16 protein-coding genes and 1 pseudogene are annotated in these 19087 nt (G+C 34.8%); 9 read left to right on the top strand and 8 right to left on the bottom strand.

Features of this window, described 5'->3' with window-relative positions:
- Positions 1 to 187 precede the first annotated feature (187 nt).
- On the top strand, positions 188 to 361 hold the full coding sequence (locus RCG17_RS28100; RefSeq protein ID WP_308173277.1) for a hypothetical protein: 174 nt from the start codon (positions 188 to 190) through the stop codon (positions 359 to 361).
- 166 nt (positions 362 to 527) lie between these two features.
- Positions 528 to 776: a hypothetical protein gene (locus RCG17_RS28095; protein ID WP_308173276.1), complete on the top strand. Its 249-nt coding sequence runs from the start codon at positions 528 to 530 to the stop codon at positions 774 to 776.
- A 176-nt stretch (positions 777 to 952) separates the two neighbouring features.
- Here RCG17_RS28095 and RCG17_RS28090 read toward each other — a convergent pair whose 3' ends face one another.
- Both RCG17_RS28090 and RCG17_RS28085 read right to left on the bottom strand, forming a co-directional pair.
- Positions 953 to 1921, bottom strand: a complete 969-nt coding sequence (locus RCG17_RS28090; RefSeq protein WP_308173275.1) for a cation diffusion facilitator family transporter — start codon at positions 1919 to 1921, stop codon at positions 953 to 955.
- Between the two features lie 299 nt (positions 1922 to 2220).
- A complete protein-coding gene (locus tag RCG17_RS28085; protein ID WP_308173274.1) occupies positions 2221 to 2604 on the bottom strand; it encodes a ribosomal maturation YjgA family protein in 384 nt (127 codons plus the stop codon).
- A 168-nt stretch (positions 2605 to 2772) separates the two neighbouring features.
- On the opposite strand from RCG17_RS28085, the gene RCG17_RS28080 reads away from it, so the two are divergent.
- On the top strand, positions 2773 to 2952 hold the full coding sequence (locus tag RCG17_RS28080) for a small acid-soluble spore protein H (protein ID WP_308173273.1): 180 nt from the start codon (positions 2773 to 2775) through the stop codon (positions 2950 to 2952).
- A gap of 152 nt (positions 2953 to 3104) precedes the next feature.
- On the opposite strand, the gene RCG17_RS28075 is transcribed toward RCG17_RS28080, so the two are convergent.
- Positions 3105 to 3320 carry a hypothetical protein gene (locus tag RCG17_RS28075; RefSeq protein WP_308173272.1) on the bottom strand — a complete coding sequence of 72 codons (216 nt, stop codon included), beginning with the start codon at positions 3318 to 3320 and terminating at the stop codon, positions 3105 to 3107.
- Between the two features lie 372 nt (positions 3321 to 3692).
- On the opposite strand from RCG17_RS28075, the gene RCG17_RS28070 reads away from it, so the two are divergent.
- Positions 3693 to 5657 (top strand): putative bifunctional diguanylate cyclase/phosphodiesterase, encoded by a 1965-nt coding sequence (locus RCG17_RS28070; protein WP_308173271.1) that lies wholly within the window; start codon positions 3693 to 3695, stop codon positions 5655 to 5657.
- Between the two features lie 86 nt (positions 5658 to 5743).
- Here RCG17_RS28070 and RCG17_RS28065 read toward each other — a convergent pair whose 3' ends face one another.
- Positions 5744 to 7168, bottom strand: coding sequence for a Na+/H+ antiporter NhaC family protein (locus RCG17_RS28065; protein WP_308173270.1), 1425 nt, complete (start codon positions 7166 to 7168; stop codon positions 5744 to 5746).
- 211 nt (positions 7169 to 7379) lie between these two features.
- Between RCG17_RS28065 and RCG17_RS28060 the strand changes: the two genes are divergently transcribed.
- The 4 genes and pseudogenes from RCG17_RS28060 to RCG17_RS28045 all read left to right on the top strand — a co-directional run bounded on the left by RCG17_RS28060 (position 7380) and on the right by RCG17_RS28045 (position 14159).
- Entirely contained in the window at positions 7380 to 8648 is a 1269-nt protein-coding gene (locus tag RCG17_RS28060) for an acetyl-CoA hydrolase/transferase family protein (RefSeq protein ID WP_308173269.1), read from the top strand.
- Between the two features lie 176 nt (positions 8649 to 8824).
- The gene (locus RCG17_RS28055; protein WP_308173268.1) at positions 8825 to 9580 is read left to right on the top strand and encodes an MBL fold metallo-hydrolase; all 756 of its coding nucleotides are present in this window, start codon (positions 8825 to 8827) and stop codon (positions 9578 to 9580) included.
- A gap of 266 nt (positions 9581 to 9846) precedes the next feature.
- Positions 9847 to 11051 (top strand): annotated as a pseudogene (locus tag RCG17_RS28050) (exonuclease SbcCD subunit D).
- A gap of 15 nt (positions 11052 to 11066) precedes the next feature.
- Positions 11067 to 14159 (top strand): AAA family ATPase, encoded by a 3093-nt coding sequence (locus RCG17_RS28045; RefSeq protein WP_308173267.1) that lies wholly within the window; start codon positions 11067 to 11069, stop codon positions 14157 to 14159.
- A gap of 229 nt (positions 14160 to 14388) precedes the next feature.
- On the opposite strand, the gene RCG17_RS28040 is transcribed toward RCG17_RS28045, so the two are convergent.
- Together RCG17_RS28040 and RCG17_RS28035 are read right to left on the bottom strand one after the other, a co-directional pair.
- Positions 14389 to 14589, bottom strand: a complete 201-nt coding sequence (locus RCG17_RS28040) for a cold-shock protein (RefSeq protein ID WP_308173266.1) — start codon at positions 14587 to 14589, stop codon at positions 14389 to 14391.
- Between the two features lie 424 nt (positions 14590 to 15013).
- The gene (locus RCG17_RS28035) at positions 15014 to 16522 is read right to left on the bottom strand and encodes a histidine kinase N-terminal 7TM domain-containing diguanylate cyclase (RefSeq protein WP_308173265.1); all 1509 of its coding nucleotides are present in this window, start codon (positions 16520 to 16522) and stop codon (positions 15014 to 15016) included.
- A 193-nt stretch (positions 16523 to 16715) separates the two neighbouring features.
- Between RCG17_RS28035 and RCG17_RS28030 the strand changes: the two genes are divergently transcribed.
- The gene (locus tag RCG17_RS28030; protein ID WP_308173264.1) at positions 16716 to 17519 is read left to right on the top strand and encodes an EcsC family protein; all 804 of its coding nucleotides are present in this window, start codon (positions 16716 to 16718) and stop codon (positions 17517 to 17519) included.
- Positions 17520 to 17586: 67 nt separating this feature from the next.
- Here RCG17_RS28030 and RCG17_RS28025 read toward each other — a convergent pair whose 3' ends face one another.
- Both RCG17_RS28025 and RCG17_RS28020 read right to left on the bottom strand, forming a co-directional pair.
- A complete protein-coding gene (locus RCG17_RS28025; protein ID WP_308173263.1) occupies positions 17587 to 17907 on the bottom strand; it encodes a hypothetical protein in 321 nt (106 codons plus the stop codon).
- A gap of 378 nt (positions 17908 to 18285) precedes the next feature.
- Entirely contained in the window at positions 18286 to 19083 is a 798-nt protein-coding gene (locus RCG17_RS28020) for a Cof-type HAD-IIB family hydrolase (protein ID WP_308173262.1), read from the bottom strand.
- Between the last annotated feature and the right edge of the window lie 4 nt (positions 19084 to 19087).

Raw genomic sequence — 19087 nt, 5'->3', positions numbered from 1 at the left:
ATTTGGAAAGAATATCGATATTCGAGTTTGGTTAGAAGTTGAGAAAAGGTTCTATGTCTATGTAGTCCACAAGTCATTTGTTTTTGCTGGACTAGAACTTGTTAAAATAAAAATGTATACTGTAAGTGAACCATGTGAAGACCCATTGGATTGCCGCTGGTGAAATAGGTGATTGGGGTGAAGAAAGATGAAGAAGCGCTCAAGGTTGCGTAAACGGATTCGGGAGTGGCTAAACAGAAGAAAAGAACGGAAAGAAGAAAAAACGCTGCCAAGCTTTGGAAGCAGTTCAATGAATCGTGAACAAGGAAAATTTGAAAGTCCAAAGGATTTTTATCAAAATAACAAACCTACCGTTGAATAACACGGTGTGCGATGCTCCATTTAGTGGAGGATCGCTTTTTCTTTATAATGAGGTTTTTGGTGAAAAATAAAAAGGAGCCCTTTTTTGTTTTGTAGGCGGTTTGCTTGTACACAGGCTGGACAGGCCACATAAAGTGTAGTAAGCCGATTTCAAAGGAGGGATGATCATGCAATTAGATTATAAACAAGCGCTGCATTTAGAGGGAAAACTAATTCAATATAAAAATAAAAAAGGCAAATGGGTAATTGGAAGGGTAGCAAAGGTAAGAAAAAATGGTCTGGAAATTGAAGAATTTCAATCTTCAAGTACAAATGAAGGTTACGGATTTGGTTTTTTTGGACCTGGGCCATTTTTTGGACCTCCTGCATTCGTACCATTTGTAGGAGTTGCTTTCAACCCATTTTTCCTTTGGTGATCCATTAAGTTAAAAGTCAGCTGGATTTTTCCTATTTATGGTATAGCACGTTCAACGTGCTATTTCCTTTTGCTACATAAAATAAAACTGATAAACCTTGTTAGAATAAATCGGAGGTTTATCAGTTTTTGAGTAATTTTTAACACTAAAATTATCACACTAGATTCGTATATAAGTTAACTTCTTAGAAGAATTGTTTTAGTTTTTGTGCATTTGTTCACAGAGAAAAAATCTCTACCATATTTTCCATGTTCATTGATTGCAGGATTTTCAATCTGCACAGTTGAATGATCGAGATTATATTTCTCTTTTAAAAGATTGTTTATATTCTTAATAACATTAAAAGGGTGGCTATCATCACATAAGAATACATGTGCCGTAAGGGAGTAATGGTCAGTCGTTATCGTCCACAGATGAAGTTCATGAACGTCTTGTACACCTTCAATGTTACTAATATCCTCGCGAATTGCATCAAGATTATATGCTTCTGGCACTGATTCCATCAGGATAAGATATGATTCGCGAATAATCTTCACTCCACCAATAAGAATAACTCCGCCAATGATTATACTTATTAAAGGGTCGAGGATCGTAAGGTTTGTAAAATAAATCAAAATGGCAGAAATGATTACCCCAACGGAGTTCAATAAGTCCCCAATAAAGTGCCATAAGGCGCTTTTAATATTTAGATTATTCTCTGCTTTTGTACTTCGAATCAAAACGATTGTAAGAACAATATTAACAAGCAATCCAATGGAAGCAACAATGAGAACCAATTGAAGATCTACCTTAATTGGATTCATTATTCTTTTAATTCCCTCAATAAAAATTCCTATGGCGATAACAGCCAAAGCCAACCCGTTTAAAAATGATGCCAAAACCTCAAAACGAAGGAAACCGAATGTATATTTCTTATTTGAATTTCTTGTTGCCAAATACACGGCCGTTATACTCAATCCAAGAGCTAAAACATCAGACATCATATGTGCGGAATCAGATAAAAGGGCCAAAGAATTGGCATATATGCCACCGACAATCTCTACAAGTGTAAAGAATAGAGTTAGAAATAAGGTAACCCATAAAGTTTTCTTAGATTCTTGTTGTTCCTTTACGTGTTTTAAATGATGATAATCATATTTTTTCAATTTTGTTTCATCTCCTTTCATTCATAGGCTATGATACTAGAAAAAAAGTGAAATTGTCAAATATAATTGAGAAAATTATTTTCTAATTGAGAATCATATTCAACATATATAATACAAATATAGTTTTTGTTCTGGGCTAACCGTTAAATTATTAATGATAATTATTATTAATTACTCAAAACTTAAACAACTAGCTTAATTTTCTGTAAAAAATATTAGGGCTTCAAAATATTGCCCCAATCAATAAAGAGACAGGGCTGTAGCTCTGTCTCTCTATATGAAATAAGGAATATACTAACCTATTTGTATTTAGTGAATACAAGTATAAATCGATCTAACACTGCTCCAATCAAAATACCAATTGCATATCGAATTAAATCAACAGTAAGAAATCCTTTTCCAAGAATCAATGCTCCAAGAGTTGTGCTGCGTATACGATTAATCCAATTTGCTTGATAAAGCTGACTAAATTCAATACTGAAGCTGAACAAAATACTGAAAATGATAGAAGCCGACAGTTGATTTCTTGGTAGAATGAAACGGAAGCCGAAATAGACCATCATCGCCCATAGCGCATCGCCTGCGTGATCCGCAAGAAATGGTGGAAGGAGATAACTATATTTTCTTGATGCAAGTCCTAAAGAAATGGTGAAAAAAATAAAGATAAAATATGTTATCCTCATCTTGCCATTTTGGGTATGACTAGATTTGGTTTTAAAATTGTTATTTATCAATAGCAACGCCAACTTTCAATTGTAAAGGTTTATGTACTAAATTATCAATCGCAAATGAATATATATACATTCAAAGCGCATACTGTAATTGGACTATTTAGAAAGGAGGAATTTAGTATGGATGCAAAACGCGCACAAGAAATAGCTGACTCATCAACGATGGCAAATGTACTGTATAATGGAGCTAAGATTTATATCGAGCATGTTGACCAGCAAAATGGAGTGGCAACTATTCATGATCTCGATAACCCTAATTATAAACAAAGCATTTCCGTATCAAGCCTCTCGGAACAATAATTGATTGAAAATGAAAACACCACGGCAAGTGGTGTTTTATTTAGATTGTGAAAAATCTATTAACCTATATTCTATTCTGAAAAAATAATAAAGCAATCAAATTATTTTTCGGAGATAAATTATAATAAAAAAATGTAGCATGGAATTCCATGCTACATTTGGTTTATTTCTTGGTCAAATAATTCTTTTTGATGTTGGATAATTCCAATAGCTTGTTTGGAGACACTGCTTAATTCTTGATAAAGCTGCTTGGAAGATTTTTGATCGCCTTCTCGTACTTCTTGGTAGATTTGCTCCACTAATTGTCTCCTTTTATGGCCAATTCCGCGTAATTCATCGCCTAATTGTTCTAATTGATTAAAGTCCATCACAGAACCTCCAAAAAATAGTGAATTTCCTTATATTATTTTTCCAAAAAGGGCAGAAATAATTCAGGTTTAGAATAGATGGATACTCAATAATTAGAGCTTATTACAGATTTAGGAAATATTTATTAATTTAGTTCCAAATTTAAAATGTGTTCATTTTTTTACAAAATCGATTTGTAAGTGAGAAACAGCATAAAAACCGCAAAAGTATCGAAAATTATGTGACAAATAAAAAATTTTTACTTAATTAACTGAAAATCCGACAAAAAACGACTAACGTTTTTTATTAAGATAGTAATATATTCCTATTCCGAATAATCGTTACCATTAAATTACCTATTTTCAACTTTGAAAAGGTTGGTGTCTTATTTTATGAATGTAATAGGGAAAAGCTCGGGAGCTAATCGTAAATCTAAATCGAGTATGAAGAAGAATGTTCCTTTTAACGAATTGGACTCACTACATGCCATCGATCTTTTTAATAGTGACTCAATTTTAAACAGCAATGAAATCCTTTCTGTAATTCTTAATGAAACACTGATACTAATTACTGATACTAGAGGTGTCATTCAATTCGTGAATGATATGTACTGTGAAACACTGGGTTATCAAGCGGATGAATTAATAGGTAAACATACTAGAATATTTAAGACAGGACTTCATTCTAAAGCATTTTATCAGAATCTTTGGGAAACACTTCTTTCCGAGAAGGTTTGGAAGGGCGAGATTGCGATAAAACGTAAAGATGGATCTTTTTCTTGGAATTTTATGTCCATGCATCCGCTAATAAAAAACGATCATTTATATGGTTTTTTAACACTTCGGACGGATATAACGGAACAAAAACAAATGCAAAAAGATTTATTTAATAAAATTGAGAGAATACAACATTATGATTTACTGACAGGGCTGCCTAATTCCAAGTCTTTTAGTGAATGTTTAAGTAAAGAGATCAATCTAGCTAAAGAAAATAACACAGCTTTAGGGATTGTCCAATTGGATTTAGACGATTTTAAATTTATCAATAATACGTTTGGCTACAATACTGGCAATCAACTGTTGGTTGATTTTTCAATAAGGATAAAGCAAAGCATAAACGATGATGTTGTTTTATTTAGGCAAGGGGGAGATGGGTTCTATCTTTTACTAAAAGATATATGCGACCTGGAAGATATCCCGCAAGCATTAATATTGATCAATGAACAAATCCACAAGAAACCTTTTGAAGCAAAAGGAAATGAAGTATATCTCTCAGCAAGTATGGGTGTAAGTGTTTTTCCGTTTTCCGGAGAGAATGAAGAAGTATTATTAAAGAATGCTGAAACAGCCATGTATCGGGCAAAAAGAAATGGCAAAAATCAATATCAAATTTTCTCACCAACGATGAATTTATATGGTTATAAACAATTTACTTTGAAAAATGATTCTAAAAAGGCTTTGCTAAGAGATGAGTTTTGCATCTATTATCAACCTCGATTTAATCCCTTGACGAATGAAATGGTTTCAGCAGAAGCCCTGATTCGGTGGAATCATCCAAGATGGGGGATTGTATCGCCAAATGAATTTATCGTTATGGCAGAGGAATCAGGGTTAATTGTCCAAATTGGAGAGTGGCTGATAAGAAAAGTATGCAATCAAATTAAATTGTGGGAAAGAGAAAATCTTCCTATTAAAAGAATTTCAATCAATCTATCGGCAGTACAGCTTCTTCAACCTCATTTTGCTAATATGGTCTCCTCCATTCTTACGGAATCAGGAGTTGATGCAAAGTGGATTGAATTTGAAATAACGGAAACGGTGATTATTCAAAAGGAAGAACAGGTTTTAGCGACATTAAATAAACTAAGAAATATCGAAATTTCTATTGCGTTAGACGATTTTGGGACTGGCTACTCCTCTCTTAATTATTTAAGGAAATTTCCTTGTGAAACGATTAAGCTCGATAAAAGCCTTATAGATGAAATCCATAGGGATCGTGATAGCTTTGAAATTATTGCATCCACGATCAATCTCTGCCATAAGCTTAATAAAACTGTTGTTGCAGAAGGTGTAGAAACTATAGAACAGCTATCGTTATTAAAAGGATTAAATTGTGATGAAATTCAAGGCTATTATTACAGTAAACCAATTGATGAATCAGTATTAAAAGATTATTTAATACAAAGTAAGTGGGTAAATAGTATTAAAAGTAATCATATTGTTAAAATCAACCAAAGGAAAGCTTTTAGAATTCCGCTTGAAGTACCAATGGAAGCCATCATGACAATCGATGGGATAGGGAAACAACATCTGACAATTGAAGGTTCCCAGGTATCTATTCAAAATATTGGTCCATAAGCTAGCTAGTAATCCTGTAGTTTCTGGGTGCCGTTTAGAAAAAATTTAAAAAGTAGGTTAGCTTCAAAAGTAACCTACTTTTGGTTTTATATAAAAAAGAGAGCAGTGATTAGATACAGGACGATGGCAATGGCTCCACCCAGAATGGAGATTTTCAATTTATATCGAGAATAATCAACAAGGGGCATATCGAGAATCGTTGCTGTTGTAATGGTTGTGTCGCCCAATGGTGATGTTAACGCACCAAAAGCACCACTTGCAAAGACAGCACCGACTGTTAATGGGATGGAAGCCCCAGTTGCAACAGCTAACGATACACCCAATGGCATTAGTAACCCCCACGTTCCCCAAGATGAACCGATAAAGTAGCCGATTACGGACCCAAGCAGAAAAATCGTTACTGGTGTCAAAAAGGAAGGTAAAAATGCTCCTAATGTTGAACTAATAAATGTTGAAAATCCTAGATCCGATGCCGAAAGTGTTAATGACCAAATGAGTACTAGCAAGCTGATGGCTTCCATCATTTGGTTGCCTCCATCATAAAAATGAAATAAGAGCTCATCTAACTGCTGATGCCTCAAAATGTAAAAGGCGAAGGATAAAATCAGAGTGATAAAAACCGACAATAGCATAACGAAAGTAGCATCCGCCTTCGAAAAAGCCGCAAAAATGGTATGAGCCCCTTTGGCTTTACCATCCTTCCATAAAAGGAATAGTGATAATCCCAATAGTAAGAAAACAGGGAAAATCAAGTTCCATGGTTGTGCTTTGACCAAGGACAATTCTTTTTCAATTCCACTGCGGTGAAGTTCATTTTTTTCTTCATCTAGCTGTTCTTGAATAGCATTAGTGTGTCTTTTTTTCTTGGCAGGGTTCCAAAATGTTTGTATTACCCCAATTACCAACATCACAATGGCAAAAAAGTTAAACAAAATACTAAGCAAAAAGACATGATAGGGTGATATACCCAGATGTACTTTTCTAGTGCTGCCTTCCACCAATGAAACCATGAACCCGACAAATGCCGTTGCGACTGGTAAAAGTACAATGACCGATTCAGTTGAAATATCCATGGTAAGCCCGACCCTTTGTTTTGGGACGTTCATTTTTTTAATAAGTGATTTAACTACAGGGCCGATCATCATGATTCGAAACATTGGCATCATAAACGTAAACGGCAGGGTAAGCCAAATGAGTCCCAGCAGCCCGCGTTCAGTCCGAATTTTATTTCCGATCCATTCAGAAAACCCCTTAATCCCCCCTGAAATATTCATCATTCCTACTAGCCCGCCAAATAAATAAAGAAACCCAATAATTTTCATATTGTTCCCGTTGGACAGGGTAGTTACAATATAGGTTACGGATTGATAGGTTCCTCCTAAAATACTTCCTTTAACTAGTAAAGCCCCAGCAAGCAAACCAACTACGAGACCTGGTAAGATATTTTTAAGCCAAATTGACATGGAAATAACAATTAGAAATGGTATCAATGAAATCCAAGTGTGTTCCAAATCTTTTTTCCCCCAACAACTAAAATCGTCATTCCTTTATTATTGCCATGACCATGCAGCTATATTATTGACATGTCTAAATTGCACATAATAATATGTTGAACAGGCCTTTTATCTTGTCTTTAACTCGGTTAGTATAATTTTATATGGGAAAAGCAGAGGGCTGGCTGAAATTTTATTTTAGAAAGGGATATGTGCTTTGGAAGACTTTATGCTAAAAGAAAAAACAACTGATGAAATTTTATCGCTCATTCCGGATGGATCTGATATTATTATTCCTTTAGGAAATGGAGAACCAGATGCAATCTTATCTAAACTGGATGAGAGTCTAGAGTCATATAACAGTTTAAGAATTCACCAAATTCTCGAATTAAAAGATCGTAAATACATGCATAAAGTTTATTCAAATATAGAATATCATTCTTATTTTATGAATGGGTATGCCAGATCAGCATACAGGGATCGAACTATTGAATTAGTTCCGAATCATTTTCATCAAGTCCCTAAAATCATCGACAAGAGGGTAAAGAAACCAATCATGGTTTGTCAAAGCTCCCCGATGGATGAGAATGGATATTTTTCTCTCGGGACCACCGCAGATTATGCTTCGTATTTTATTGGGAAAGTTCCAATTATTATTCAAGTAAATGAATATATGCCTAGAACATACGGAACTAATAAAATTCACATTTCAGAAATATTGGGTTATATCAAACATGACCAGCCACTATTTGAATTACCTTCTGTAGAAGTGAAGGAAATTGACATGACTATTGCAGGGTATATTGCCGAACATATTAGCAATGGGTCCACCATGCAGGTCGGTATTGGCGGAATTCCAAATGCTGTCATTAGTCTTTTGAAAAATCATAAAGATTTAGGAATACATACTGAAATGCTAACAGATGGGATTGCAGAATTATACGAAAATGGAGTTATTACAGGGAAGAAAAAGAAAACTCATCCTGAAAAAATAGTGGCTACCTTCGTCTTAGGTTCGAAGAAATTATATGATTTTGTTGACCAGAATCCAGTTCTTGAAATGTTACCTGTTGAATATGTAAATAATCCGATAAACATTGCAAAAGAGGATAATATTGTTGCGATCAATGCCACAACAGAAGTTGATTTTTACGGACAATGTGCCTCCGAAACGATCGCGGGTAAATATTACAGCTCTTCAGGAGGACAAGCTGATTTTGGGACAGGTGTACAGTTATCGGAGAACGGAAAAGGGTTTATTTGCTTATATTCAACTGCGAAAAATGATGAAATCTCCAGAATTAGACCGACTTTAGCTCCTGCATCTGTCGTAACAACATCGAAGAACGATGTAGATTACATTGTAACCGAATATGGAATCGCTCAATTGAAAAACAAGAGCATTTCCGAAAGAACGAAATCATTAATTAGAATCGCACATCCAAAATTTAGGGATGAATTGCTTTTTGAAGCTAAAAAAATGGGATTTATGATTTAAAAGTTATATTGGACTCAGGTGATCTGGGTTCTTTTTTTCGGTCATTATTAAATAGTAGAAGGGATTTGCAGAGCATTTCGGTGGAAATGCTTGTTTAGATAAAGTAATCTAATAAATAGGTTTTGAATATTAAAAATAGTAAAATATCTGTTTTAGAAAAAAGGGGCGGAGTAGTTATGAAGATTGTAAATGGAATTAGCATGCTAGATCTAGAGATGAATATGGCAGGAAATAAACAGGTGATCCATCCGACCCTTTTACATGATGAGCAACATGCTGTGTTAGTTGACGTAGGTATGCCAGGATCATTGGATGAAATAAAAGCTTTTATGGAAAAGGCCGGGGTTCCTCTTGACCATCTTGATGCCGTCATTTTAACCCATCAGGATATTGATCACATCGGCAGCATTCAAGAAGTAATAAAGGCAGCAGGAAAGTCGATTGATGTTTATGCCCATGCAGAAGACCAGCCATATATTGAAGGGGATAAGGTACCAATCAAAATGACACCTGAGTGGAACACTCAAATGTTGTCTCGATTACCAAAGGAAATGCGCGAGCAAGCCGAAGCAATGTTACCTGCTCCGACTAGCGCCAAAGTGACAAAGGTCGTATCTGATGGTGATGTACTTCCGTTTTTTGGAGGGGTACAAGTTATTTTTTCACCTGGACACACACCAGGGCATATTAGTCTTTATCATCAATCATCAAAGACACTTATTGCTGGAGATGCGACAGTCAGCATAGAGGGAGAGCTTCTCGGTCCAAAACCAACAGCAACACCTGATATGCCGTTAGCGCTCAAATCGTTAAAGAAATTCACCGGTTTCGATATTGTGCGAGTGATCTGCTATCATGGCGGGCTTGTTGAAAATGATGTAAACGAGCAATTTAAAAATCTTTGTCATTCTTTTATCTCTGGAAAATCATAATCGTAAGAGCCACTTTCAACATTTATTAAAGTAAAATACCCGCTAATCCACATTAGCGGGTCATTTTATTTTCCAACATTTCTTTTTAAATCAAATGAATCATTTTTGTTATAATAATAAAGATGTAGATGAACTCCAAGTATTATTTAAAAGAATACAAGACCCAAATAAAATCAATCAAGCAAAATGAAAAAATAATTAAATTAATAGGTGCGGAAGACGAAGAAAGGTAATCATGATATTTATCTAAAAAGGAGAGAGGTTTAATGAAGTTTTTTCATACAGCTGATTGGCATTTAGGAAAGCTCGTTCAGGGTGTCTATATGACAGAAGATCAACGCTATATTCTCCAGGATTTTATCAAAGCAATTGAAGAAGAAAAGCGGATGCGGTTATTATTGCAGGAGATTTATATGACCGTGGTGTGCCGCCTACTGAAGCTGTAAATCTATTAGACGAAGTGCTTGAAACAATTGTTTTGAAATTAAAGACACCTGTTTTAGCTGTTGCCGGAAACCATGACAGCCCGAGCCGCCTCCATTTTGGCAGTAAGATTATGAAGAATAATGGCTATCACATTATCGGACAAATTTCAAATCCATTCGAACCGATTATTTTACATGATGAGTATGGTGAAGTCCATTTTCATCTTGTACCATATGCAGATCCTAGTGTCGTTCGCTATGTTTTCGAGGATGAGGAAATCCGAACACATAATGATGCGATGAGAAAAATAACAGAAACAATCGCTTCTAATATGGACCCCGATGCTCGTCATGTTCTGGTTGGACATGCTTTTGTAACACCGCACGGGGAACCTGAGGAGAATACAAGTGAGTCTGAACGTCCTTTAGCAATTGGCGGGGCAGAGCATGTGGATGCGCATTCTTTTTCAAAATTTCATTACACTGCACTTGGTCACTTGCACCAAGCACATTTTGTATTAAATGAAACGATTCAATATTCAGGTTCACCACTTAAATACTCGATATCAGAAGAAAAGCATAAAAAAGGTTTTTATATTGTTGAACTTGATGCACAGGGAAACATGACGCTTGAGAAACGCTTGTTAACGCCACTTCGAGAGATGCGAACAGTCGAAGCAAAAATGGAAGACCTATTAAAACATCAGAAAAATGAAGATTACGTGTTTGTTCGTTTATTAGACGAAACACCGGTACTATCGCCGATGGAAAAAGTACGATCCGTCTATCCGAATGCCATGCATGTGGAGCGAAAAATTGTCATGCCGACAGGAATGGATGACGGACAAGCTAGTTCAGGAATGGCACGTCATAAAATGGATGAAATCTCCTTATTTAGGGCTTTTTATCAGGAGGTAAAACAAATACCCGCAACAGTTGAAACAGAGGCTATTTTTACTGAAGTTCTTCATGAGCTTTTACAGGAAGGAAATGACGAATTTAAGCAGGCTGCTAAAGAAATCGCTGCAGGAAAAGATACCGAATAAGGGAGGAGTGAAAACATGAGACCATTAAAAATTACGATGACTGCTTTTGGGCCGTACAAACATAGTGAAGTGATTGATTTTACCGAACTTAAAAATAACCGTTTATTTGTCATATCTGGTAATACAGGTGCAGGAAAAACCACCATTTTTGATGCCATCTGTTTTGCACTCTATGGTTCGGCAAGCGGCGAAGATCGGAGTGAAACGAAGTATTTGCGAAGTGATTTTGCAGATGACGATGTTCATACAGCTATTGAACTGGAGTTTGAGCTGCATAATCGCTTTTACCGAATTAAACGACAGCTTCCTCATGTAAAAATAGGAAATAAAAGTGCCACAGGGGAACAATATGAATTTTATGAAAAAGTAAATGGACGTGAAATTCCATGTGTAGACCGTCAAATTGTTTCTGAAATCAACAAAAAAGTGGAAGAATTAGTTGGTCTTACAAAGGATCAGTTTAGCCAAATTGTGATGCTGCCGCAAGGGGAGTTTCGCAAACTGTTAACCTCGCAAACGGAAAATAAAGAAGAGATTCTCCGAAAAATTTTCCGAACTGAACCTTACAGATGGATCAGCGATCGTCTGAAGGAAAAGAAAAAATTTGCTGAAGAAGAATTTAAAAGAGAATCTGCCACAAGAGACCGATATATCTCGGACATTCAGGCAGCGCTTCCCTTAAGGGAAGAGTCTAACCTCTTTGAGTTCTTATCACAAGAAAACTATAATACAAACCAAATCATTTCAGGGTTAGAGGAAGAAATTCTTTATTTTCAAGATGAGGTTGGAAGAAATAAGCAAAACGAAGAAACTAGTGGTGCCGCATATAATAAAAAACTTGAGGAGTTCCATAAAGCAGAACAAGTAAATGAGGAATTCAAAAAGCTAGAGGACAAACAGAAAAATCTTGAAGAATTAACCGCACAGTTACCTCTATTTAAAGAAAAAGAGATCCAACTTGAAAACGCTGAGCGAGCAAGTAAGATAGAACCCTATGAAAAACAAGTAAATGAATGGCGAGAAGATGAAAAAAACAAAAAGCAAAGGTTGGATTTTGCAGTAGCGGAACAAAAAAATGCTGTTAGCACACTTGAAAAAGTCCAAAGAAATTTTGAATTGGAGGAAAGTAAAAAAGAAGAGCGGGAGAAGATCGCTCGACAGTTAGACCGTTATCATGATTTTCTGCCAACCGTAAAAGACATGGATAATAAGAAAGCTGAATTAACAAGGCAGGAGCAGCAGGTCCAAAACCTTGGTAAAGTTCTAGATGTACTAAAAACGAAAATAAAAACGGAAAAAGACTCCAAAGTTCAACTTGGACGTAGCATTAAAGAATTGGAAAAAGCGGTAGATCAATTAGCAGAAAAGCAACAAAAGTTAACTGATATGAGAGACCGCATCCGAGTTTTACATGAATACTTAGGAATTTATAAAAACCAAGTTGAACTGCAGAATTTATTTAAGACGAAAGAGGAATCTTTTCAAGCTATTAAGCAAAAGTATGAAAAACTAGAAGAAGCATGGGTTAACGGACAGGCTAGCATTCTTGCTATTCATTTACATGATGGAAAACCTTGTCCGGTTTGTGGAAGTACTGAGCATCCCAATAAGGCGCAAGGTCAAGATGCAGTCCCAACAAGAGAAGAATTAGATCTTGTCAAAAAAGAATTGGAACTTAAAGATAGCGAATACCGCGATCTTGTTGCACAGCTAAAAAATGGTAAGGATCAATTTGAACAAAAGGCAAAAGAGGTAGCCGAAATTGGTGTACAGGTACAAGAAGTTCAACCAGAATATAAAAGGCTTGCTGAAGAGGGGCAGGCACTTAAAAAAGATGTTGAACGACTGGGAAAAGAAAAAGAAAAACTATCTAAATTAAAGAACGATCTTGAAACAAAGGAAAAACAGTTAGAGGGATTTGAAGCGGAACAAGAGGCTGCAGCAAAAGCCTATCAGGAACAAAACACAGTATATGAGAGCAAAAAGGCAGTTTATGTTGAACAAGTAAATCGAATTCCAGAGGAAATTAGAACATTAGCTGAATTAAATAGGAAAATTACGGAAATAAATAACTTAAAAAATAAATTAGAAAATGCTTGGGAACAAGCGCAAAAGCAATTACAGTTGGCAAAAGAAACTGTTGCAAAGGCATCAGTAAATGTTTCTGGTATGAAAGAACAATTGGAAGAAAGCAGTTTGAAAAAAGAAAATTCCGAGCAGCAATTTTTAGGTGCGTTGCTTCAGGCTAATTTTTCCGCCGAGGATGATTATCGCAATGCAAAAATGCTTGAAAATGCACGTATTACATTGAAAGAAGAAATTGATCAATTTAAAAACAATCTGGCAACTTTAAAACAGCAGGTACTAGAGTATCAAGATGATTTGAAGGATAAAACAAAAATAGATTTGCCGGAGCTTAAGTCTGAACTTGATGAATTGAATAGCGCTTATGAAGAGGCAAAAAAACTTTTACTAAAATCAGAGCAAAATCAACAAAAAGCAAACGAATTAAAACATACTATTATAAAAGCCGAAAAAAGTACTGTGGAATTGGAAAAACGCTTAAATATCGTGGCTGATCTATATGATGTCATAAGAGGCCAAAACAGCAGTAAAATCTCCTTTGAACGGTATTTACAAATTGAATATCTTGAGCAAATTATTATTACTGCAAATGAACGATTGAAGCGCTTATCCAACGGCCAATTTTTATTAATCCGAAGTGAACGGCAAGAGAGTCGTGGTAAACAAAGCGGTCTTGGTCTGGATGTATTCGATGCCTACACGGGACAAACTCGTGATGTTAAAACATTATCAGGTGGAGAAAAATTCAATGCATCGTTGTGTTTGGCATTAGGGATGGCAGATGTGATTCAAAGTTTCCAAGGCGGTGTCTCAATTGATACGATGTTTATTGATGAAGGATTTGGTTCATTGGATGAAGAATCATTGAACAAAGCAGTTGATACCCTGATTGATTTACAGCAATCAGGCCGCATGATCGGCGTCATCTCGCATGTTCAAGAGCTTAAGAACACCATTCCGGCGATTTTAGAAGTGAAAAAGACAAAAGAAGGATATAGTCAAACCAAGTTTGTGATTAAATAAAACGAACAAAGTGTTTTTCCTTTTAGTGGCATAGCTGTACAAAAAATGCCTTAAATAAAAAGTTTGTAGAAAATTAGGTTTTATGAAAGAAATATGCTAAACTAAGTTTACCATTTATTTTACTTGTTTTCATTTTCCCTTCTCATTAATGAGAAGGGGCTTTTTTTCATTAGAACCAGTTCCAATTAAAAACAGGCTCTACAAGTAGAGCCTGTTCATATTAGTTGTATTATGCTTTACGAACGTTGGCAGCCTGCGGTCCACGTTGGCCTTGCTCAACGTCAAAGGTCACTTCTTGACCTTCATCTAATGTTTTAAATCCTTCACTTTGAATCGCTGAGAAATGAACAAATACATCTTCTCCGCCTTCGCGCTCGATGAATCCAAAACCTTTTTCACTGTTAAACCATTTTACTTTTCCTTTTTCCATCCTTGTTGCCTCCTAAAGTGTTGCACACACATAGTATTGCTATTCTTGCTCTTAGTGCTAATTAAGACGAAAAGTTTGAAACTAATGCGATCTTTTACACCGAACAAAAATAATCGTTTATAGAATACCATTTTTTGAAAAGGCTTTCAAGCTTTGGAGCATTTAATTTAATAACTATTATTGGAAATATTAAATAAAAATCTTAGGAGGGAGAAAGCGGAATTATTTACTATCATCGGGGCTATGTTGGCTTCAGTACTTATTATTCCCCAATTTAAAGCGCTTCTTGCGATCCTTTCGATGTATATTTTCATCTAAACAGAGTAGTTTAAGATCCTATAGTTAAAAAGTATATATTTGAACACGTTCAATCCCGTATAACACTGGACTGACCGTGTTCTTTTTTTAATATAGAAAATATGAGTCAGATGGAACATACTCGATTTCTTCCTGAATTTTTTGCTTTGTAGAGTGCGATATCTGATTCGTTAATCAAGTCATTGATTCGAACTTTTTCACTATGAATGGAGGTAGATGCTACACCAAGACTAACTTGCACCTTTATTACTTTACAATCATATTCTATATCTGTTTTTTCTATTAAAATTCTTAGATCTTCTGCAATTTGTAAAGCATTTTGGAGGTTGGTATCCGATAAAAGTACTAAAAACTCCTCACCCCCATACCTCCCGATTATATCGGATTTACGTAATCGATTTTTACAAACATTTGCCAAACATGTTATTACTTTATCTCCTGCTAAGTGACCATAGGTGTCATTTACCTTTTTGAAAAAGTCAATATCAATCATCAGAGCAGAAAGATCCTTCTTATATAAATAGGCTTTATATAACTCTTTTTCAGCTTCCGCCATTAATTTACTTCTATTAAATATTCCCGTTAAGGAATCATTCGTGGCCAGGTAGTTCAATTTCTCCAATGCATCCTTTTGTTCTGTAGTATCTTGGAAAATCAATATTTTTCCAATAGGTTCATTTTTTTGGATGATATTTGTGATTGTAAAGCCCAGATATTTTTTTTGATTATTTCTTATGATTTCACTAGTAAATTGACAAGAGGCATTCTTACCGATTGCGGTACCTTCAGGATAGGTGAAGATGCTTTTTCCAATTGCTTTACTATTCAACCAACTGAAAGTATTTTTAGCGGCTTGATTATAATCAACTATCTTATCATTTTGATCGAGAACAATAATACCTTCATTAATTTCATCAAAAACATGTTCTCTGGCAATTTTATGCAGTTCAAGGAAATTATATTTGAAAATCGCAATAAAGAAACACAAGGCTAGTAGTGCAAAACCAAAAGTTGTTAAATCGTAAAAAATCGAATAATAATCAGCTATGTAAATTAAATAAGCAATTGCAGGGCAAAAGGAACCTATTAACATCCAAAAAGATTGAGTTTTAAAACTAAATGAGGCTTCCTTCCATTTGGAAAAGAACACAAAGACACTAAAAAGAAAACCTACATAAGTATAACTAATAAAAACATAGTACCAAGGCCCTTTTACTAAGTCAGCTTTAAAAAGGTGATCATATTCTTCGATCAATAATTTGGAGTAATATAAATGATGGTATTGGTTTGTCAAAAAAATAAAAAAAGTGAGAAAAGGAATAATTAATATAATGAATGTAATAAAGAAGGGAGAGGATTTTTTTAAGTAAAACTTAATTGAGATTAAAATCCACAATGCTGGAATAAATGCAAGACCTGATAATTCGATATTCAATGAGAATTGGATGTGAGCTCTTGTATTTGATAGTAATTCCATACAATATCCAAATGTGAAAATAGCGATAGATAGGCAGAGAAGAGCAAAGGGGGAAGCAATTTTATTTTTGTATTTAAAGAGGGAGTAGAGAAATAATATGATAAAAGCAATACTGATTGAAAACTCAATTAATAGCATGCAAATCACTCCGAAAGATTTTTATTAACATCATGTAAAGTGAAGTAGTTAATAAATCTAGTGAAATGACCCTCTAATTTAAATTATAAAGGCGACAACGGATTATGTCACGATTTGTTGAGAATCTTCTTTCGAATCGATATAATCTATATAAAATAGTATTATTTGGAAAAATGAAAAGAGTGATTAGATAATGGAATCAAGAGATGAATTATTAAAGGAACTTGCGATTATTGAAAAGTGGGAAAAGGGTCAGAATGGACTTTGGTTCTGGGAAAAAATTAGCCGGCTGCCATTTAAAATCCTTGATAAACTAACACCAAAGTTTATTCATGAAAAAATAGGTGACCTCTTGGATGAAATCGGAGCATATGTACAATCAGGAGGAAAGTACTTAACAATTGAAAAAAACCTATTTACTATCATCGAAAAAGAAGCTGAGACTCCAATTAACACGGTGTTAGATATTAAGGACCTTCCATTAGAATTAATGGATAAAATAAGTAAGGAAGTCATTGAAAAGAGAAAAAAATTTGCAACCATTCAAGGCGCTACTACAGGAGTAGGCGGTATATTTACTCTTGCCATTGATATTCCGGCATTGTTAGCAGTTTCTTTAAAAACTCTCCAAGAAATTGCTCTCATTCATGGTTATGATCCCAATGAAAAAAGTGAAAGAATCTTCATAATTAAAGTTTTACAATTTTCAATGGCTGATGTGGTTGGAAAACGCACTATTCTTGATGAGCTTTCTAATTATTATCGGAAAGAAAATCATGAATCAGGAGAAATGATGTCCCAACTGCAAGGCTGGAGAGAAGTTGTTTACACATACAGGGACCAATTCGGGTGGAAAAAACTATTTCAAATGGTACCACTAGCAGGGATCCTTTTTGGCGCGATTACAAATCGATCCATGATTAACGATCTTTCAGAGGCAGGAATTATGCTGTATCGCAAAAGAAAAATTTTAGAAAGACTTGAAGTAGTGGAATAGGAATGTAATTCAAATAAAAAAACGCTGGGTTCACCCCTAAACCAAGCGTTTTTTATATACCTATTTTTTAAAGAAAGAATGTTCCTGAAACGAAAAAGCTTAACATTGACCCAAAAACAAAACTAATCCCTGCAAATACCATTAAAGCCGTTCCATGGCCCTTGCTTCTTCCGTAATAAGTGATTAGCCCCAATGCAAAAGCTAATGTGCCAAAAAGAATTGGAACAAAAAGAAGAGAGACAATTGAAAACATCCAGCCTAATAGTGCATAACCGATTCCAGACTTTTTACTTGCCGCTGCATCTTCATGAGAAAATGCGACTTTACCACAGTTTTGACATACATTCGCATTTACCGCTTCGAAAGATAAATCATTTGAATTATACATATCCCAAATCCCCTTTAGAATAATATTAGTATTACAAATATTACTATAGTAAAAATAAGATTAGTTAATAATACTGAAAAGGTAAAAATTACTGATTCTTAATCAAACCCCTTTCGAAAAGTTTATTTTACTAAAAAAAACACTAGGCGTTCGTGTTGTAGAATATCAATTTGCATTTACAAAATACTATTTTTAATATAGCGAAAATTTGAATATTTCAATTGTTACAATTATCATAACATAGTTCACAAAAAGTTCAAGATATTTGCATATTTTATTTTTTGAATATTATTTCCCTTGATTTTTCGCAAATATTTAGTTCCTAATTGCATGAAAAAGTCGTGTTTTCATTTTAGGAAAACACGACTGATAATAGCATTAGATAGTAAGTAAATGTCGAACCGCATATGCAAACCCTTCTTCGTCATTTGATTTTGTTATGATGTCCGCCGCATGTTGAATATTGAAAGGAGCGTTACCCATTGCGACTGAGGTAGTAGCTGCCTTAAATTGCGGGAGGTCATTTCCGCCGTCACCAAACGCAAAAATTTCATCAAACTGTTGGCCAGTCAGTTGCTGATACCGCTCTAATGCTGCACCTTTATTTGCTTCAATAGAGGTAAACTCAACATTATTAGGATGGGAGGATGCCATGGAAACATCGAATTTGTCCTCAATTAATTTTTTAACCTGATCAATTTTTTCAAGCTGGTCCCTTCGTGATACAGCCATGATTTTGTGTATTTTGATATCTTTTTTTTCAAATATTTGGTCATAATCATAATCCTGGAAAATACGTTCAATCTCTTCCGAACTTTTATCTTGAATCATTGGATTTCTACAAGGAAATCCACCTTGATTCGTATAGACCATGATCCAGAGTCCAAATTGCTTTAAAATCGGAAGCAACTTTTGAAAGGTGAGAAGTGGTAATTCTGCCTCATAAACAATATCTCTTGATTTCGAGTACAAAACAGTACCATTGACACAAAAAATGGGAGTTTCTAATTTTTTAATTGGATCAAATCTAATGACATCCTCGAACGCTCGGCCGGTGTTGAATATAATGGTATGTCCTTGATCTTGCAAATGATGTAATATCTTTATATTTTCTTCTGAGATTTGATGTTTTGAATTTAATAATGTACCATCTAGGTCTATTGAAAAACACTTCATTTTA

The sequence above is a fragment of the Neobacillus sp. PS3-12 genome (assembly GCF_030915385.1).
Taxonomy (GTDB): Bacteria; Bacillota; Bacilli; order Bacillales; family Cytobacillaceae; genus JAEVLT01.
This window is presented reverse-complemented; position numbering and strand designations above follow the sequence as displayed.

What these genes read in the sequence shown, in the direction of transcription:
- RCG17_RS28100 (WP_308173277.1), top strand. Translation starts at nt 188, where the DNA reads ATGAAGAAGCGCTCAAGGTTGCGTAAACGGATTCGGGAGTGGCTAAAC.
- RCG17_RS28095 (WP_308173276.1), top strand. Translation starts at nt 528, where the DNA reads ATGCAATTAGATTATAAACAAGCGCTGCATTTAGAGGGAAAACTAATT.
- RCG17_RS28085 (WP_308173274.1), bottom strand. Translation starts at nt 2,604, where the DNA reads ATGAGGATAACATATTTTATCTTTATTTTTTTCACCATTTCTTTAGGA.
- RCG17_RS28080 (WP_308173273.1), top strand. Translation starts at nt 2,773, where the DNA reads ATGGATGCAAAACGCGCACAAGAAATAGCTGACTCATCAACGATGGCA.
- RCG17_RS28075 (WP_308173272.1), bottom strand. Translation starts at nt 3,320, where the DNA reads ATGGACTTTAATCAATTAGAACAATTAGGCGATGAATTACGCGGAATT.
- RCG17_RS28070 (WP_308173271.1), top strand. Translation starts at nt 3,693, where the DNA reads ATGAATGTAATAGGGAAAAGCTCGGGAGCTAATCGTAAATCTAAATCG.
- RCG17_RS28060 (WP_308173269.1), top strand. Translation starts at nt 7,380, where the DNA reads ATGCTAAAAGAAAAAACAACTGATGAAATTTTATCGCTCATTCCGGAT.
- RCG17_RS28055 (WP_308173268.1), top strand. Translation starts at nt 8,825, where the DNA reads ATGAAGATTGTAAATGGAATTAGCATGCTAGATCTAGAGATGAATATG.
- RCG17_RS28045 (WP_308173267.1), top strand. Translation starts at nt 11,067, where the DNA reads ATGAGACCATTAAAAATTACGATGACTGCTTTTGGGCCGTACAAACAT.
- RCG17_RS28040 (WP_308173266.1), bottom strand. Translation starts at nt 14,589, where the DNA reads ATGGAAAAAGGAAAAGTAAAATGGTTTAACAGTGAAAAAGGTTTTGGA.
- RCG17_RS28035 (WP_308173265.1), bottom strand. Translation starts at nt 16,522, where the DNA reads ATGCTATTAATTGAGTTTTCAATCAGTATTGCTTTTATCATATTATTT.
- RCG17_RS28030 (WP_308173264.1), top strand. Translation starts at nt 16,716, where the DNA reads ATGGAATCAAGAGATGAATTATTAAAGGAACTTGCGATTATTGAAAAG.
- RCG17_RS28025 (WP_308173263.1), bottom strand. Translation starts at nt 17,907, where the DNA reads ATGTATAATTCAAATGATTTATCTTTCGAAGCGGTAAATGCGAATGTA.
- RCG17_RS28020 (WP_308173262.1), bottom strand. Translation starts at nt 19,083, where the DNA reads ATGAAGTGTTTTTCAATAGACCTAGATGGTACATTATTAAATTCAAAA.